Source organism: Methanoculleus frigidifontis (genome assembly GCF_030464345.1).
Taxonomy (GTDB): domain Archaea; phylum Halobacteriota; class Methanomicrobia; order Methanomicrobiales; family Methanoculleaceae; genus Methanoculleus_A; species Methanoculleus_A frigidifontis.
Genome location: NZ_VCYH01000011.1, coordinates 14001 through 29681, shown reverse-complemented (window position 1 = coordinate 29681; position 15681 = coordinate 14001). Strand labels below are relative to the sequence as shown.

Here is a 15681-nt window from a genome sequence, read left to right as displayed (position 1 = left end):
TTTTCTCCCGATACCATTTAGGCCTTCGCACTGTGACACTCCTGCCGCGCTCGTGCACAAACCTTATCCATCTGCTCTCCCTATGGCCGCCGGAACAATGGTGCTCGAACAGGCCATCGGGATCGTCGAGTCGGTGCTCGGCATCTTCGGAGCCCTCTTCATCGTCTACGGGGCGGCCATCGCCATTGTCCAGCTCCTGAAACGCGAGTCCGGCCTGCAGAAACTGAGCTATCACGACATCCGGTGGGGTTTTACCACCCGGATCCTGATCGGGCTTGAGTTCTTCGTTGCCGCCGACGTGCTCAAAACCATCCTCGAACCGACGTTCCAGGATCTCGCCGTCCTCGGCGCCATCGTCGCCATCAGAACCGTTGTGAGTTACTTCCTCGGGAAAGAAGTGCAGGAGATGCCGGAGGATAAAAAGATCTGATCAGGCCTCGTGCCCGGCCAGCGGAATGACGAGGGAGAAACCGTTGTAGCGCTCGACTGTCACCGGCACCCCGTAGACCGCCTCGATGGTCTCAGGGGTCACCACCTCAATGCCGCCGGCGGCGTGGATGATGCCGTCCCTGAGGAAGATGAACCGGTCCGCGTACCGGAGCGCGAGATTGAGGTCGTGCATCGTCATGACCGCAGAGACGTCGTGGTCGGCCACGACCTGCCGGACAATCCCGAGAATATCGAGCTGGTTGCGCAGGTCGAGGCTGCTCGTGGGCTCGTCCAGCAGGAGCAGACGCGGCTCCTGCACCAGCGCTCGTGCAATGTTCACCTTCTGGAGTTCGCCGCCGCTCATCTCGTCGATGTAGCGCAGCGAGAGGTCTTCGAGGCGCAGCCGCCGGATCGCCGCCTCGACGATCTTCAAATCCTTCTCAGAGACATTCCACCCGATATGCGGCCGCCGCCCGAGCAGGATGGCATCGAAGGCAGTGAGCCTGCCGGCCTCGCACTTCTGCGACACATACCCCACCTTCCGGGCTATCTCCATCCGGTCCGCACGCAGCATATCCGTACCTTCCACGAGAATGCTGCCGCAGCGCGGCTTTAAGATGGCGTTCATGCACTTCAGAAGCGTCGTCTTGCCGACGCCGTTCGGCCCGAGGATGGCCAGGGTTTCGTGGGGGCGGAGCGCGAAGGTGACCTCCCGGATGACGGGGGCGCTCCGGTAGGTGAATGCCACATCGTCGACCTCGAGGATCACGAGCGATACCCCCGCAGAAGCAGGTAGATGAAGACCGGTGCGCCCATAAACGCGGTCAGAACCGCTACGGGGAGCACGTACGGCGCCACGATCAGCCGTGCGACGGTGTCTGCGGCAAGCAGCAGGACGGCGCCCATGACGCAGGAACCGGGAATCAGGAAGCGCTGGTCGTCTCCGATGATACGGCGGACCATATGCGGGCAGACAAGTCCGACGAAGCCGATGACCCCGAGGAACGAGACGATCACCGCGGAGACCAGCGCCGCGACAACCATACCGATGTTCCGGACGCTCTCGACGTTGACGCCGAGACCCTTGGCGGTCTCGTCCCCGGCATCGATGGCGTTGTAGTTCCAGCGGTTCACCGCAAAGAAGAGCGTCGCAGCGGCAACGATCACCGCCATGAGCCCGACCGTCTCCCACGTCGCCCGGCCGACGTCGCCGAACGTCCAGAAGACGACTGCGGCGAGCTGCGAATCGTCCGCGAAGTACTGGAGAAACATCGTCCCTGCCGTGAAGAGCGAAGAGAGCGCCACGCCGGCAAGCACCATCACTTCAGGTGACGCCCCCCGCACTTTTGAGATAAGCAGGATTACCGCGGTCGCCAGAAGGCAGAAGAAGAATGCCAGGAGCGTCGTCACGTAGGGGTTGTTGATCGTGACGGCGCCGGCGATCGTCGACTGCATGGTGCCGGTGCCGAGGAGGATCACCGAGACCGCTGCGCCGAACGCGCCGGCGTTCGATATGCCGAGGGTGAAGGGCGACCCGAGCGGGTTTCGCAGGATCGACTGCATCGCGACACCGGCGACGGAGAGCCCGACACCGGCGACGACCGCCGCGAGCGCCTGGGGGAGCCTGATATTCCAGACGATCGCATCCCACTTATGCGACACAGTGTCGCTGACGTGGGGGATCCCGAGGTGCAGCACCCCGTCGATCCGATCGATGAGACCGTTTACGAGGGTGAGAAACACATCGTAGGCGGGAATACCGACAGCACCGACCGATATCGAGAGGATGAAGAGGACAAAGAGGGCACAGAGGCCGCCCAGTATCCACAGATGCTTGTGGCGGATGTAGGTAAGGTAGTCCTCCGGCACCGTCCCGTCAGCGAAGTGCATGCCCCTTAGCCCTCCGGTATGCTGCTCTCGGAATCATCGTTCATCTTCTCACAGGGGAATCCGTGCAAATGCCAGACCGCCGTAATCGTCATTGATCTCGCCGAAGACCGGCTTTCCGACGAAGAAGGTGTAGATCTCGTCGGCCTTCTCCGCGGGATCGATGTCGGCGAAGCGGTCAGGGTAGAGGACCTTGCCGACGAAGTAGGCGTCTGCAAGCACCGAGCCGTAGTTGACGTTGTAGTAGTTGTAGGGCAGGACACCGTAGATATTGCCCTCCTTCACCGCGGAGAGACCCTGCAGTGCGGGGTCGGTCTTCAGCTCTCCGATCGCGCTGCCGTCACCGAGCTGCGCGGTGCCGATATCGACGAAGATGTAGTCGGGGTCCCAGTCGACGAGGGCTTCTTTGGCGATATCTGCGTGCGCCGCGCCCATGCCTGCCGCGACGTTCTCTGCATGGATCCAGAGGAACGGCGGGTAGGCCGGTTCGGTGGAGACGATGCCGTGCGCACCTGCCGAACTCACGCCGCCGACATAGACGGTCTTCCGCTCGGACTCGGGGATGTCCGCGGTCCGGCTCTCGAGATCGGCCATCGTCGCCTCGATGTAAGCGATCACCTCTTCAGCCCGGTCCTCCTTCCCGGTGACCTGGCCCATCACCCGGAGGCCTTCGTACATCTCAGCCTTCTCGGCGTCGTTCCTGAGAGAGCCGTACGGGAATGCGACCACCGGGATACCGGTCTTGGCCTGGAGTTTCTCGGCGTCGTCGGCGCTGGTCGCGTATGACGTGCCGGTCGACCCGGTCTTGAAGACGACCTGCGGCCCGATGCCGATGATCTTCTCAGGGTCGTCCTTGCCCCGGAACTCGCCGATCAGGGGCAGGTCCTTGAACTGCGGGTTTGCGTGGACATATGCCCGTGCATCGACCGCCCGGTCATCCTTCTCGATGCTGTCGACGCCGACCGCGAGGTCCTGCCCCTGCAGGTAGACGAGGTAGCGCAGGCAGCCGGACCCGGAGCAGACGACGCTCTCCACAGGGGACGGAACCTGGATCTCTCGCGAAAACCCGTCGGTGACGGTGATCGTCTCCGCTGCCGCACCCGTTTCGGGCGTGGTGCTCGTGCCCGTGCAACCGGCGGCAACCAGGACGAGTGCCAGCATAAGCGCCATAAGGGGAAGTATCATACTCTTTTTCATCGGGAAGCTCCTGCGGATAGTTGTAATACCAAACAAGTAGAAGGTAATACCAATTATTAACTGTATCGATATAACGCCGAATTCGTAGCAGGAATTATTCTTGAGTGTGAATAAATCGATCGGGATCCGGCAATTGTAGTAATCCCCGGAGCCGTCGCCCCGTATTACCGGGATACTTTTCCCGGATTTTGAAAATCCCGCAGTGGATGACAACGGCATATACTATCGGCATCCGGATCGGAATCGTCTTCAGGTAGTGCTCCAGCATATACCTGATACTTGATCTCAGAGAATCCGACCGGATTACGCTATCCACCAACCGGCATTCATGATAAAAATACCATGGGGAGAAGATTTCCATTATCGGGATTTGGTGAAACTCTCTTCCGGCTGTCATTCTTCCCTGACGGGATTGGTGCCGGCCTGGCCTGTACCCAAAGTTCGGCCTTTTTTCTCACGCATGCCCCCATGCCGCGGACCGTGGTGGCTATCGCCATGGGGGTGGGGCTGACGGGGAGGGGTCTCCCCCTCCCCTGTCTTACGCAAAGATCCGCACACCTCACCCCCCACCTCGCCCGGCCTCCGGCCTCCTCCCCCGCCCCCCAGGGGCGGGGGCAGTCATGGCGATACCCAATGGAACGCCGTGCCCCGGGTTGCAGTCAATCGGGAACACCCGGATGCGATCTCAACAAAGGGAGTATCAGTTGTTTCGTAGGGTACTACCCATCCCCGCCGGCCGGCTTCTCTGCGACTCCTCCCGGCTCTGCAGGCGCACCTCCGCCGTCCGAAAAAACGACGGAACGGCGGTACAATCCGGGCACTCCGGTGGCGGAAACTATTATTAGTGACAATCGTTCATGCTCTCGTGTCAGCACCATCGGCCATGCGGCACTACCGCAGAACCGTGTCTTTGCGAGGGATACTATGGCGGAAAAGATGTTGAGTGAAACTGAAGGATACGACCTGCTGGACGAACGCGGTATTCCGGTACCGCCGCACCGTCTGGTGACGAACGCCAAAGATGCCGCAGTGGCCGCCGAATCCATAGGCACCCCGGTCGTTATGAAGGTCATCTCCCCGCAGATCATTCATAAGAGCGATGTCGGGGGCGTGATAACCCACATCGAGACACCGAAACGGGCGGAAGCGGCGTTCCGGGACATCATGGAGAAGAGCACCTCCCGGGTACCTGAGGCAGAGATCACCGGGATCGTCGTCGAGAAACAGATGCCCCCTGGCCTTGAGGTGCTGATCGGCGGGAAGACCGACCCGGCCTTCGGGAAGATCATCACCTTCGGCCTCGGCGGCAAGCTCGTCGAGCTCCTCCGCGACGTCTCGATCCGTGTGCTTCCGATCTCGCGCGAGGATGCGCGGGAGATGATCCGGGAGATCGAAGGCTACCGTCTCATTCAGGGCTACCGCGGTGAAGAGCCGAGAGACGAGGAAGCGCTCGTCGACATCCTCACCAGCATGAGCCAGACTTTTCTGGAACGAGCGGAGATGCGCGAGTTCGACTTAAACCCGGTCATTCTCTACGAAAAAGGCGCCCATGTCGTCGACGCCCGGATCATCATGGACGGCGCGATTGGCCCCGAACGGATCCCGCCCCGGGTCGAAGCGCCCGAAGAGATCTTCTTCCCCCAGTCCATCGCCGTCATCGGTGCTTCATCGAACCCGAGAAAGGTCGGCTACGCCGTCTTTAGAAACCTCCTCGAGTTTCCGGGACGGCTCTACCCCATCAACCCAAACCGGACGGAACTCTTCGGGCGCGATGCCTATCCCTCGATAACCGACGTTCCCGAGCCCGTGGACTGCGCCGTCATCGCCGTCCCCGCCCGCTACGTGCCCGCCACCATGGAGGAGTGCGGCAAGAAAGGTGTGAAACTCGCCGTCATCGTCACTGCGGGGTTCCGCGAGGCCGGCGAGGAGGGAAAGCGGCTTGAAGAGGAGGTCGTGAAGACCGCCAAACGCTACGGGACACGGGTCATCGGCCCGAACTGCCTCGGGATCATGCTGCCTCACCAGGGCATCAACGCAACGTTCGACCCGGTCTCTCCGAAACCCGGGCACATCGCTTTCATATCCCAGAGCGGCGCCATCATCACCACCATCGTCGACTGGAGCCTGCCCGAAGACCTCGGGTTTTCGGCGGTCTTCAGCGTCGGCAACCAGGCGGACCTCGGGTTCGAGCACTTCCTCCGGTTCGTGGAGGAGCATCCCGTGACGCGGGCGATCACCCTGTACATCGAAGAGATCAAAAACGGGCGTTCGTTCATGAAGGACGTCAGGGAGGTCGCGGAGAAGAAACCGGTCATCGTCATCAAGTCCGGATCGTCGCAGAAGGGAAAACAGGCTGCTTCGTCGCATACCGGATCGCTGGCTGGCAGCCACGACGTCTACATGGCGGCGTTCCGGCAGGCGGGCGTGATCCCGGCGACCGATCTCCGCGAGGCGTTCCAGCTTGCAGAGCTCCTCGCCTCGGAAGGGTATCCCGCAGGGAAACGGGCGATCGCGATCACCAGCGCAGGCGGGTTCGGTGTCCTCGCCTCGGACTACGCCGAGAAGTACGGGCTGACCATGGTCGACCTGCCGGAGGAGGTGCGGGCGAAGCTCGACGCTTTTTTGCCGAAGTGCTGGAGCCGTGCAAACCCGATGGATCTCCTCGGAGATACCGGCGTCGACCGGTTCGCGGCGGTCTTCGACATCATGATCCAGCACCAGGACTTCTGGGACGTCGCATTCGTCATCGCGGTTCCGACGATGCTCACGAACCCGACACACCTCGCCAACGAGATCGTCCGGTTTTCACGCCACACAAGCAAGATGGTCGTGGGATGCGTTCTCGGCGGCGACAGCATGAAGAGCGGCCTGCGGATCCTGCGGAGCTGCAGCATCCCGAACTTCTCGGAGCTCGAGGACGCGTTCAAGGCCGTCGGCAGCATATTCGCCGCCCGGGGAGCTCATCCCGACGGTGGCAGGCAATACCCGCCTCCCGAAGAGAAGTGCATGTGGCGGGAGCCAGCGGAGGAGCGAGCACCAATAGAGAAGAGTGCACGCTGAGGGATCAATTTATATATCATCCTTCAGCACCCCTGATTCGCCGTAGCAGTGAGCGGCGGCGAGGTTGAGTCTATGCTGTTTGAAAAGGTAAAATCCGATCTTCTCGCCCACAATTCGTATATGATCGGCTCGGGGAGTGAGGCTGCCGTCATCGACCCGAGACGCGACTGCCGGATCTATACGAAGATTGCAGAAAGCCGGAACATGACGATCACCCGGATCTTCGAGACGCACAGGAACGAAGACTACGTCGTCGGCTCCCGGGAACTTGCCCGCCCCACGGGAGCGGAGATCTACCACGGCGCAGCGATCGATTTCGGCTACGGAAACGCCGCCGGGGAGGGGGACACCTTCTCCATCGGAACGCTCAGGCTCCGGGTGCTCGAGACTCCGGGGCACACGAAGGAGAGTCTCTCCTACGTCCTCTCGGACACCGCCGTCTCGGACGATCCCCTGATGGTCTTCACCGGGGATGCGCTCTTCGCCGGCGATGTGGGGCGGACCGACCTTGCCGGAGACGAGATGCGGGAGAAGATGAGCGGGATGCTCTACGACAGCCTCCACGACAAGATCCTCCCGCTCGGAGACGACGTGATCGTCTGCCCGGCACACGGGGCAGGATCGGTCTGCGGCGGCGATATCAGCGACCGGGAGTATACCACCATCGGCTACGAAAAAGAGCACACGCCGCTCCTGCAGTGGTCGAAGGCGGATTTCGTCGAGTACAAAAAGCATGAGCACCTCTATGTGCCGCCCTACTTCCGGAAGATGGAAGACCTGAACCTGCACGGCCCGCCGCTCATCTACACCATCCCGCACCTTGCGGCGCTGTCGCCCAAAGCGATCCGGGAGATGCAGAACGCACAGATCCTCGATATCCGGTCGCCGACAAGTTTCGCCGGCGGCCACGTTCCCGGCAGCATCAACATCTGGCGGGAGGGGCTGCCTGCGTTCATCGGCTATCTCCTGAAGTACGACGATCCGATCGTTCTCATCGACGACTTCAACCTCGACCTCGACCCGGTGATCCGCCACTTCGTCCGCCTCGGCTACGACACCATCACCGGATATCTGGCAGGCGGGTTTGCGGCATGGTTCCGGCAGGGCAGGGAGCTCGAGACCGCCGGCATCTGGTCGCCTCGCGATCTTGCAGAACATCTCACCGATCCGTCAGTCTTCATTCTGGACGTGCGGGACATCACCCACCGCGAAAGGGACGGATACATCCCGGGGTCGCACCACATCTACGTCGGGAACCTCGACCAGAACCTCGGGCGGGTGCCGCGGGACAAACACATCGTCGCCCACTGCGACGTGGGGTACAAGGGAAGCCTTGCGGCCAGCATCCTCCAGAAGAACGGCTACGAGAACGTCACGAACCTGCTCGGCGGAACGCACGGTTGGGAGGGTGCGGGATACTCGCTCACCCGGGACTGACGGTCATCTCCAGGACCCGAAAACCAGAGCACGTATCACCGATCCGCAGGTACTTCCTGCTCGAGCCTGACCATGACCGGAACCGGGTGAGAAAGCGTATCCAGTACCGCCGATCGTTCCTGACCCCGCTGGACGATCGCCGCGATCCTCTCCGGCTCTGCGTCGGCGTCGACCCGGGCGGTCACCCGGACCGCCGAAAAGCCGGGTCCGGCATCGGTGGAGAGATCCCGTCTGAAGAACCCTGCAAGATCGATATCGCCCTCGACGTCCAGCTCCACCGACCGAAGATCGATCCCCTCTTCCGCAGCACTGTAAGCAATGGCGACCGTGATGCAGGCGCCGAGCGCCGCCAGAACGAGCTCGGACGGCCCTGGCCCCCGATTCGTCCCGCCGACACCCCCGGACTCGTCGGCGGCAATGACAAAATTACGGAAGATGCCGGTCGAATGCGCCCCGCCGTTCCAATCCGTGATACCCTTCAGCGTCAGGCGGCCTTTGCGCGGGTCCGCCTCAAGTCTGCTCACCGTAGCCGCTACCTTCTCCATATCGATCCCGTTCACCATCATGCGCCGTCCTCCGCATAGATGCTTATGAACCTTGCCCCACGCCCGGTACCGGTCAGACAAACGGCTCCGGAGGCTTTGGGAGCGTGAGGAGGTCCAGCATCTCATCTGCATCGGTCGTCGGGATGTCGCAGGCGTAGTTTATGCAGACATACGCGGTCGCCCGCCCCTCAAGCGGCACGGCGTCCTGTGCAAACGGCGCGACGGAGGCGATCGGGGGCGGCTCCCCGCCTGCCGGCCGGAAGAGGATGACCGCATTCGGAATGAACCGGGAGCGGATTGCACCGATCATCGCATCCGTATCACCGGCGCCCGGCACGCCGGTGATGATCACCTCATAGTTCGGGCCTGCGATGAAATCGACCGCCGTCAGGAAGAACGTATACGCCGCCGGCATCGAACTGATCGTCCCCGAAAACACCTGCAAAGCCCGGTACGCAGCCTCTTCAAACTCCAGGTGCGCCGTCATCCTCCCGAGAACCAGCAGGTTTGTGACGGCGACGCTGTTTGCCGACGGCACTGCTCCGTCGTAGACCTCCTTCTGCCTCACCGGGAGATCGATCTCGTCGGCGGCGGTCGTGTAAAATCCACCGTTCTCGGCGTCCTGGTAGTGCGCAAGCATATCGTTCTGGAGCAGAAGAGCAGTCGTGAGATACCCGACGTCGAACGTGGTCTCGTAGAGTTCCCAGAGCCCCCAGATCAGGAACGCATAATCGTCCGCGGTCGCCGTAATCCCCGCCTCGCCGTCCCGGTAGCGGTGGAGGAGGCGCCCGTCGGGACGGCGCAGCCGGGAGAGAAGAAACGATGCAGCCCTCTCGGCGGCCTCCCGGTACTCCACTGAACCGAACGCCCTGGCAGCTTTTGCAAGTGCTGCGATCATCAGCCCGTTCCAGTCGGTCAGGATCTTGTCGTCCTTGTGGGGACGGACACGCTTCTCTCGCGCTGCAAAGAGTTTCCGCCGTGCCGACTCGACGAAACGGCGGAGTTCATCCTCCGACATTCCGAGGTCCGCCGCCCGGGCAGCAGGGCTTCTTCGCATCCGCAGGATATTACTTCCCGTCTTCTCGCCCGTCGCCTCAACCCTGAAGTTCCCAACCTCTTTTACATCGAATACCGCAGAAAACCGGCCGCCGTCCTCCTCCCCGAGCACGTCGCGGATCTCGTCCTTCGTCCAGAGATAGAACTTCCCCTCGACACCCTCGCTGTCCGCATCCTCGGCGGCATAGAATCCGCCGGCGGGGTCGGTCATATCTCGCAGGACATAGGTGATGGTCTCCTCCGCCGTCCGCCGGAACGCTTCGTCTCCGAGCGCCAGGTACGCCTCGACGTACGCCACGACGAGCAGAGCCTGGTCATAGAGCATCTTCTCGAAGTGCGGCACGAACCACTCCGCATCGGTCGAGTAGCGATGGAACCCGAACCCGATATGATCGTAGATGCCGCCCTGCCGCATCACGTGGAGGGTCTTTGCAACCATGGCGTATACCGGCTCCGCATCGGCACGCTTCCCGTAGCGCAGGAGGAAAGAGAGGTTGTGCGGTGTAGGGAACTTCGGGGAGCTTCCGAAGCCGCCGTGAAGACCGTCGAAACTCTGGAGCAGCGTATTGTAGGCCTTTTCAAGCGTCTGTACACCGAGCTCCTCCCTCTCGGCGGTACTCGCCGCACGCCTGATGTTCTCGAGCACCTGATCCCCGGCCTCTTCGAGAGCCTCCCGCTGTGAGACCCAGGCTTTGTGGATCCGCGGGATCAGGTCGAGCAGGCCGGTCATCCCGTACCGACTCTCCTTCGGGATGTAGCTTGCGGCAAGGAACGGCTTTTTGTCGGGCGTCATGATGATGGTGAGCGGCCAGCCACCCCTCCCGGTCAGCAGGTGTGCTGCGGTCATGTACACCTGGTCGAGGTCGGGGCGTTCCTCCCGGTCGACCTTGATGCAGACAAAGACGTCATTGAGGAGCTTTGCAATCTGGGGGTCTTCGAACGACTCGTGCGCCATCACATGGCACCAGTGGCACGTCGAATACCCGATGGAGAGGAATATCGGTTTGTTTTCGGCCTGCGCTTTTGCAAACGCCTCTTCGCTCCAGGGATACCAGTCCACCGGGTTATACGCATGCTGGAGCAGGTATGGGCTCTTCTCCCGGACAAGCCGGTTCGGCTCGGCTGCCTGGTTGCGTGCTCCAGTTTCTTCGGGGTTTCCACGTGCCGGATCCATACGCCTCACACCCTGAACTCCATATACAGGGTAATAAAGATACTGCCCATACCGGAGAAGTATGAATGCCCCCGGCACGCGAAGGAGACAAAAAAGAGAATGAAGACCCGGCTCTATCATTCGGAGATGGGGATCTGCCGGGCCTCTTCGGGAACCTCCTCTTTGTACGGGACGTCCACGGCCAGGAGGCCGTTTCTGAAGGTTGCCTTCGCCTTATCCGGATCGACGGGGCAATAGATCGCATAGGTGCCGACGTACCGGATGTTCTCGCGCGATGCATCGACCGTGAAACTGTCCTCCTGCATCCGAAAGGAGACATCTTTTTTGTCGACACCGGGAAGTTCAACCTCGATATGGAGATTCTCAAAGTTTTCATCCGAATATGCACAGACACTTGGAGATACGTTCACCCTCGCCATACCACTCCCTCACAGAACGCACCAGAGATGGCTGCCACATACTTAAAGATTGTCCAGTCGACACGGAAAACACCCCCGGAGCCGCTGCACCCGGGAGGATTTCGCGTACCCCGGCCGCGGGAAACAGGGAATGTATTAAATCGCGCAAGTCCGGTACTACCCTATATGACCGAGCGGTTCATCTTCACCAGGCACCGGACAAACTGCTACAACTGCGGCGAGGTGGCGGATCAGATCATCAAAGCGGTTTCGGCGCAGGCTCAGGTAATCTGTTCGCATTGCGGCGCCGCACGCATCTTTCTCCCCCGGATTCAGGAGATCGGAAAAGAGGGAGCATACACTCCCATCGGCTGCTACGATGTCTGGGAACTTGAGACAGAAGCGCCCTGCAAACGCTGCGGCGTGACCGGGCCGCACGACCTGATCATCGGGTGCAACCACTTCACGACCCGGTGCAGGAACTGCGGCTATACGCACTTCTATAAGTATAATCTCCAGTATATCGCCCAGTGCCCGATCGAAGAAAAAGAAGAGGCGGAAGACTAACGGTCTTCCCGTACCATTGTTATTGCTTCCTTCGGGCATTCGGCCGCGCAGATCCCGCAGCCTTTGCAGAACTCGATATCGATGACGAGGTCCTCATCGATGACGCTGTCCGGACAGAACTGCGCGCAGAGCCCGCACGCGTTGCATTTCTCCCGGTCAACCACGGGGCGGAACGTCCGCCACGACCCGGTCTTGCCCGACGACGCTTCGGTCGGTCTGCTGAGTGCAAGCCTCTCTCTCATACGGTCATCTCCTGGTATGCCTTTTCCGCAGCCTGTACGTTCCGCTCGTCCGCAAACGTCTCGCTGATCGCTTCCTTCACCGACGGGAGCGAGACGATGCCCAGCTTCGCGAGGGCGCCGAGCACCGGCGTGTTGAGGATCGGGCTCCCGGCCACGACCAGGTCGAGGGCGAGGGCGATCCCGGTCAGGTCGACATGGTAGGCGGTAAGATCGCTCCCGTCGAGATCGTGCGAGCTGTTCAGCAGCACCGCGCCGTCCTCTCTGAGACCCTGGAAGACGTCGACCACGTCCATGATACTGGTGTCGAGGACGATCACCAGATCGGGCTTCTGGATCTGGGAGTAGACCCGGATGGGCTGATCGTCGATCCTGACGAAGGAGACGACCGGTGCGCCCCGGCGCTCCGCACCGTAGAAGGGGCAGGCGGTCGCATGCTTGCCGTCGCGGAACGCCGCAAGGGCCAGCAGCCGTGCGGCCGTGACGCCTCCCTGCCCGCCGCGGGAATGGATGCGTATCTCATACACGGTCGTTCACCCCGAACCAGAACTCCTTGCCGGACTGTCGCGTCTTCACGAACCCGGCAATATCCTCATGCGTTACCTCCTGGCCGCCGAGACCCGCGATCACGCTGTACGGCTCGGCACCGGTCGTCGAGCGGATGGAGTGCGCGACCACACCGCCGAAACCGAAGGAGTAGTCACGGTCGATGACGACGACGTCGCGTCCGGCGAGGTCGAGTTTCGGGAAGGGGCGGAACCAGCGCAGGCGCATGGAACCGGCAGCCACGCCCTCCTGGCGCAGCAGGTCGACGGCGACCTCGGCCTCTTTGCCGAGCGTGCCCATGGCGACGACGACGACCTCCGCATCCTCGCACCGGTAGTCCTCGGTGGGGCCGTAGCTCCGGCCGAACCGTTCTGCAAACTCCCGCTCGACGTCGGCGATGACGCCGACGGAGTCACGCATGGAGCGCTCAATGTCCCAGCGGAACCTGAAGTAGTCGGCAGGCCCGGTCAGCGGCCCGTAGACACAGGGATTCTCCACGTCGATCGCGTGGGGAATGCGCACCGGCGGGATGAAGTCCCCGGGATCGAAGGCCTCGAGCGACTGGGTGATGTGGCTCAGGGTGAACCCGTCGAGGTTGACCATGACCGGGAGCAGGACATTTTCGTGCTCGGCAATCCGGAACGCCATCAGCGTCGCGTCGTAGGCCTCCTGGACGGTGCTCACGAAGACCTGCAGCCACCCGGTATCCCGCTGGGAAAAGGCGTCCGTATGCTCCGCCCAGACGTTCCACCCGGGCCCGAGCGCACGGTTGACGTTCGCCATGACGATCGGCAGGCGGGCTCCGGCCGCCCAGTGCACCATCTCGTGCATGTAAAGAAGGCCGTGCGAGCTCGTCGCCGTGAAGGTGCGGACACCCGCTGCGCTCGCGCCGATGCAGGCCGCCATCGCGGAGTGCTCGCTCTCCACCGGAATGTACTCGCTCGCAAGAGCGCCGGCAGTGACGTACTCGGCGATCTGCTCCACAATCTCCGTCTGCGGGGTGATCGGGTAGGCGGCGATGACCCCGGGCTTCGCGGCCTTCACCGCCGCTGCTACAGCCTTGTTTCCGGTTGCAATCGTCAGCATATGCCTTCCTCCTCGCGGACAAGCCGGGTGATGTTCGCCTGCATCTGCTGACGCATCTGTTCGAGCATCGCGGGTGTGACACCCTTGAACCTGCCCTGCCCTTTGATATAGTCCTCAAGCGGGGCCGGCTTTCTGATCGCGGCCTTTGAGGGGCCGTTGATCGTGAGGTTTCCGTATTCACGCTCGTAGAGCACCCATGTGCCGGTCTTGACCGCCAGTTTCCCCATCTCGATGGTCTTTTCTGCCGAGTAGCGCCACCCGGGCGGGCAGGGTGCAAGAATATGGATGAACTTCGGCCCCCGGATCGAGAGCGCCTTCTTCACTTTCTTGAAGAGGTCGAGCGGATATGCACTGCAGGCGGTCGCCATGTACGGCGGATCGTGCGCCTCGACGATCCGGTCGAGGTCTTTCTTCGTCGTCGGCTTTCCGCCGGGCGTCGTGGTCGTCCGCGCACCGAGCGGCGTTGCGCCGGACCGCTGCATCCCGGTGTTACCGTACGCCTCGTTGTCGTAGCAGATATAGAGAAAATCGGTGCCGCGCTCGAACGCTCCGGAAAGAGCCTGGATACCGATATCCACCGTGCCGCCGTCACCGGCGTAGACGATGACGTTGGTCTCCCGCCGAAGCGCCCGGAATGCGTTGCTCAGCCCGGATGCACAGGCCGCTGCAGCCGCAAATGCGATGTTGTACACGGGTATGTCCATCGCCGTGTTCGGGTACATTCCCTGGATGACACTGGTACAGCAGGCGGGAACCACCAGAACCGTATCGGGCCCCGCCGCTTTTGTAATATATCGCAGGCAGAGGGAAGAACTGCACCCTGCACAGGCGGATGTACATTTTAGCAGATATTCTTCTTTCGGGATCGCGGTCATTCACATCCTCCTTCATTAGTCTGTCACCAGGTATAATGAGGGTTTTGCAGTGGAGTCCGGGTCGGGACAGACCGCTTCCCCACCGAAGAAGGGCAGAAGTATCCTCACAATATTGTTAAATAGTTCAAATGCCTCCTTTCAAAGTGGGAACCTTCTTATGCCAGAAGAACCAGAGACAGCGAGCAGCTCACCGGTGCCGGAAGAGCAGACGGAGGATCTCTCCTCCTCATCCGGCACCGGCGGACCACAGGAGACGCCACCGGAAGAGCCGCAGAAGCCGATGGCCGAGACCGTTGAACCAGCCGCACCTGCCCCTCCGACAACCGGTGCGGCGAAACCAGAGAAGAAGCGCAGAGGGCTGAAGATTGCCGTCGGCGTTCTGGTCGTCATCGCCGTGCTCGTGGTCGCCGCAATGGCAACGCTCACCATCGTGACGACACCGTCGAACTCCGCGGCAGCATACCCTTACACCGTCACCTACGACGTCCTCTTCCCGAACTCGGAGGTCGTCAAACTGGGGAACGTCGAGATCCTCGCGATCCCCCAGGCAGATAAAGTGACGCTCTCGGTCAACAAACAACCGACCGAACTTCCGATCGGGGAAGAGCACGAGATCTCTGCAATGCATGCCGTCATCAGCACGCTCGGGATGCAGATACTGGAGTTTGACTTCAAGATCGACGGCGTGTACCGTGGAATGGTGGGTGACCGGGCGGACTTCTACCTGATGGTTCGAACCTCAACGCAGATCCCGTCGTTCCTGATCGACGAACTCCTCCCGCGCAACGTGGACGCACGGCCGGTATAATGGATCTCTATTTCACCCAGTCCCTTTTTCCCGCCGCCGAGATGCCCCGTGCGCCATACCGGCACAGGCGACATATTTATAAATGAGAACCGGCCATTCCCAGCAGATGGGAACGTGGCTGAAGAGAATCGCCCTCGGCCTCCTTGCACTCGCGCTGGCCGCCGTTCTGCTGGGACTGCTGTACCTGTATCCAGGCGTTGTGCTTGCCTACGAGATCGGGCTGATCGGACTCGTATTCGCCCTTGAACTTCTCGGCAGCACCTCGTTTCGGCAGCATCAGTCTGTCCAGTACCTCAGAGCAACACTCGCTGCCGGCCTTGTCATCTTCGGCATCATCGTGGTGAACAAACTCCTCGTCATCCTGGGAACGTGAAACG

16 protein-coding genes are annotated in these 15681 nt (G+C 61.5%); 6 read left to right on the top strand and 10 right to left on the bottom strand.

Going from position 1 to position 15681, the window contains the following annotated elements; genetic code table 11:
• The first annotated feature begins 82 nt into the window (after positions 1-82).
• Positions 83-430, top strand: a complete 348-nt coding sequence (locus FGU65_RS13865; RefSeq protein WP_301665093.1) for a DUF1622 domain-containing protein — start codon at positions 83-85, stop codon at positions 428-430.
• Here the strand turns inward: FGU65_RS13865 and FGU65_RS13860 are convergent, their stop codons facing one another.
• The 3 genes from FGU65_RS13860 to FGU65_RS13850 are packed head-to-tail and all read right to left on the bottom strand — an operon-like array spanning position 431 to position 3501.
• Positions 431-1198, bottom strand: a complete 768-nt coding sequence (locus tag FGU65_RS13860; RefSeq protein ID WP_301665092.1) for an ABC transporter ATP-binding protein — start codon at positions 1196-1198, stop codon at positions 431-433.
• Entirely contained in the window at positions 1195-2319 is a 1125-nt protein-coding gene (locus FGU65_RS13855) for a FecCD family ABC transporter permease (RefSeq protein ID WP_301665091.1), read from the bottom strand. The genes FGU65_RS13860 and FGU65_RS13855 overlap by 4 nt, the downstream gene beginning before the upstream one ends.
• 48 nt (positions 2320-2367) lie before the next feature.
• Positions 2368-3501, bottom strand: coding sequence for an iron ABC transporter substrate-binding protein (locus FGU65_RS13850; RefSeq protein WP_301665090.1), 1134 nt, complete (start codon positions 3499-3501; stop codon positions 2368-2370).
• A gap of 948 nt (positions 3502-4449) precedes the next feature.
• Between FGU65_RS13850 and FGU65_RS13845 the strand changes: the two genes are divergently transcribed.
• Both FGU65_RS13845 and FGU65_RS13840 read left to right on the top strand, forming a co-directional pair.
• Complete coding sequence (locus FGU65_RS13845) at positions 4450-6573, top strand: acetate--CoA ligase family protein (protein ID WP_367652390.1); 2124 nt, start codon at positions 4450-4452, stop codon at positions 6571-6573.
• Between the two features lie 72 nt (positions 6574-6645).
• On the top strand, positions 6646-8010 hold the full coding sequence (locus FGU65_RS13840; protein ID WP_301665088.1) for an MBL fold metallo-hydrolase: 1365 nt from the start codon (positions 6646-6648) through the stop codon (positions 8008-8010).
• Positions 8011-8045: 35 nt separating this feature from the next.
• On the opposite strand, the gene FGU65_RS13835 is transcribed toward FGU65_RS13840, so the two are convergent.
• From FGU65_RS13835 to FGU65_RS13825, 3 genes are all read right to left on the bottom strand, one after another.
• The gene (locus FGU65_RS13835; RefSeq protein ID WP_301665087.1) at positions 8046-8576 is read right to left on the bottom strand and encodes an OsmC family protein; all 531 of its coding nucleotides are present in this window, start codon (positions 8574-8576) and stop codon (positions 8046-8048) included.
• A 52-nt stretch (positions 8577-8628) separates the two neighbouring features.
• Positions 8629-10785: a thioredoxin domain-containing protein gene (locus FGU65_RS13830; protein ID WP_301665086.1), complete on the bottom strand. Its 2157-nt coding sequence runs from the start codon at positions 10783-10785 to the stop codon at positions 8629-8631.
• 116 nt (positions 10786-10901) lie between these two features.
• On the bottom strand, positions 10902-11204 hold the full coding sequence (locus FGU65_RS13825; RefSeq protein WP_301665085.1) for an Hsp20/alpha crystallin family protein: 303 nt from the start codon (positions 11202-11204) through the stop codon (positions 10902-10904).
• A gap of 165 nt (positions 11205-11369) precedes the next feature.
• Here FGU65_RS13825 and FGU65_RS13820 point away from each other — a divergent pair, with 165 nt between their 5' ends.
• Positions 11370-11750, top strand: a complete 381-nt coding sequence (locus tag FGU65_RS13820) for a hypothetical protein (protein WP_301665084.1) — start codon at positions 11370-11372, stop codon at positions 11748-11750.
• Here the strand turns inward: FGU65_RS13820 and FGU65_RS13815 are convergent.
• From FGU65_RS13815 to FGU65_RS13800, 4 genes are read right to left on the bottom strand one after another with little or no spacing between them, the layout of a single operon-like run.
• Positions 11747-11992: a 4Fe-4S binding protein gene (locus tag FGU65_RS13815; RefSeq protein WP_301665083.1), complete on the bottom strand. Its 246-nt coding sequence runs from the start codon at positions 11990-11992 to the stop codon at positions 11747-11749. The two genes, FGU65_RS13820 and FGU65_RS13815, sit on opposite strands and share 4 nt — an antisense overlap.
• Positions 11989-12516, bottom strand: coding sequence for a 2-oxoacid:acceptor oxidoreductase family protein (locus FGU65_RS13810; protein WP_301665082.1), 528 nt, complete (start codon positions 12514-12516; stop codon positions 11989-11991). The genes FGU65_RS13815 and FGU65_RS13810 overlap by 4 nt, the downstream gene beginning before the upstream one ends.
• Positions 12509-13621, bottom strand: coding sequence for a transketolase C-terminal domain-containing protein (locus tag FGU65_RS13805; RefSeq protein ID WP_301665081.1), 1113 nt, complete (start codon positions 13619-13621; stop codon positions 12509-12511). The genes FGU65_RS13810 and FGU65_RS13805 overlap by 8 nt, the downstream gene beginning before the upstream one ends.
• Entirely contained in the window at positions 13615-14496 is an 882-nt protein-coding gene (locus FGU65_RS13800; RefSeq protein WP_301665080.1) for a thiamine pyrophosphate-dependent enzyme, read from the bottom strand. The genes FGU65_RS13805 and FGU65_RS13800 overlap by 7 nt, the downstream gene beginning before the upstream one ends.
• Positions 14497-14653: 157 nt before the next feature.
• Here FGU65_RS13800 and FGU65_RS13795 point away from each other — a divergent pair, with 157 nt between their 5' ends.
• On the top strand, positions 14654-15304 hold the full coding sequence (locus tag FGU65_RS13795; RefSeq protein ID WP_301665079.1) for a hypothetical protein: 651 nt from the start codon (positions 14654-14656) through the stop codon (positions 15302-15304).
• A gap of 106 nt (positions 15305-15410) precedes the next feature.
• Complete coding sequence (locus FGU65_RS13790) at positions 15411-15677, top strand: hypothetical protein (protein WP_301665078.1); 267 nt, start codon at positions 15411-15413, stop codon at positions 15675-15677.
• The last annotated feature ends 4 nt before the right edge of the window (positions 15678-15681 follow it).

Coding starts and splice junctions, on each gene's coding strand:
- FGU65_RS13865 (WP_301665093.1), top strand. CDS start 83: ATGGCCGCCGGAACAATGGTGCTCGAACAGGCCATCGGGATCGTCGAG.
- FGU65_RS13855 (WP_301665091.1), bottom strand. CDS start 2,319: ATGCACTTCGCTGACGGGACGGTGCCGGAGGACTACCTTACCTACATC.
- FGU65_RS13850 (WP_301665090.1), bottom strand. CDS start 3,501: ATGATACTTCCCCTTATGGCGCTTATGCTGGCACTCGTCCTGGTTGCC.
- FGU65_RS13845 (WP_367652390.1), top strand. CDS start 4,450: ATGTTGAGTGAAACTGAAGGATACGACCTGCTGGACGAACGCGGTATT.
- FGU65_RS13840 (WP_301665088.1), top strand. CDS start 6,646: ATGCTGTTTGAAAAGGTAAAATCCGATCTTCTCGCCCACAATTCGTAT.
- FGU65_RS13835 (WP_301665087.1), bottom strand. CDS start 8,576: ATGATGGTGAACGGGATCGATATGGAGAAGGTAGCGGCTACGGTGAGC.
- FGU65_RS13830 (WP_301665086.1), bottom strand. CDS start 10,785: ATGGATCCGGCACGTGGAAACCCCGAAGAAACTGGAGCACGCAACCAG.
- FGU65_RS13825 (WP_301665085.1), bottom strand. CDS start 11,204: ATGGCGAGGGTGAACGTATCTCCAAGTGTCTGTGCATATTCGGATGAA.
- FGU65_RS13820 (WP_301665084.1), top strand. CDS start 11,370: ATGACCGAGCGGTTCATCTTCACCAGGCACCGGACAAACTGCTACAAC.
- FGU65_RS13815 (WP_301665083.1), bottom strand. CDS start 11,992: ATGAGAGAGAGGCTTGCACTCAGCAGACCGACCGAAGCGTCGTCGGGC.
- FGU65_RS13805 (WP_301665081.1), bottom strand. CDS start 13,621: ATGCTGACGATTGCAACCGGAAACAAGGCTGTAGCAGCGGCGGTGAAG.
- FGU65_RS13800 (WP_301665080.1), bottom strand. CDS start 14,496: ATGACCGCGATCCCGAAAGAAGAATATCTGCTAAAATGTACATCCGCC.
- FGU65_RS13795 (WP_301665079.1), top strand. CDS start 14,654: ATGCCAGAAGAACCAGAGACAGCGAGCAGCTCACCGGTGCCGGAAGAG.
- FGU65_RS13790 (WP_301665078.1), top strand. CDS start 15,411: ATGGGAACGTGGCTGAAGAGAATCGCCCTCGGCCTCCTTGCACTCGCG.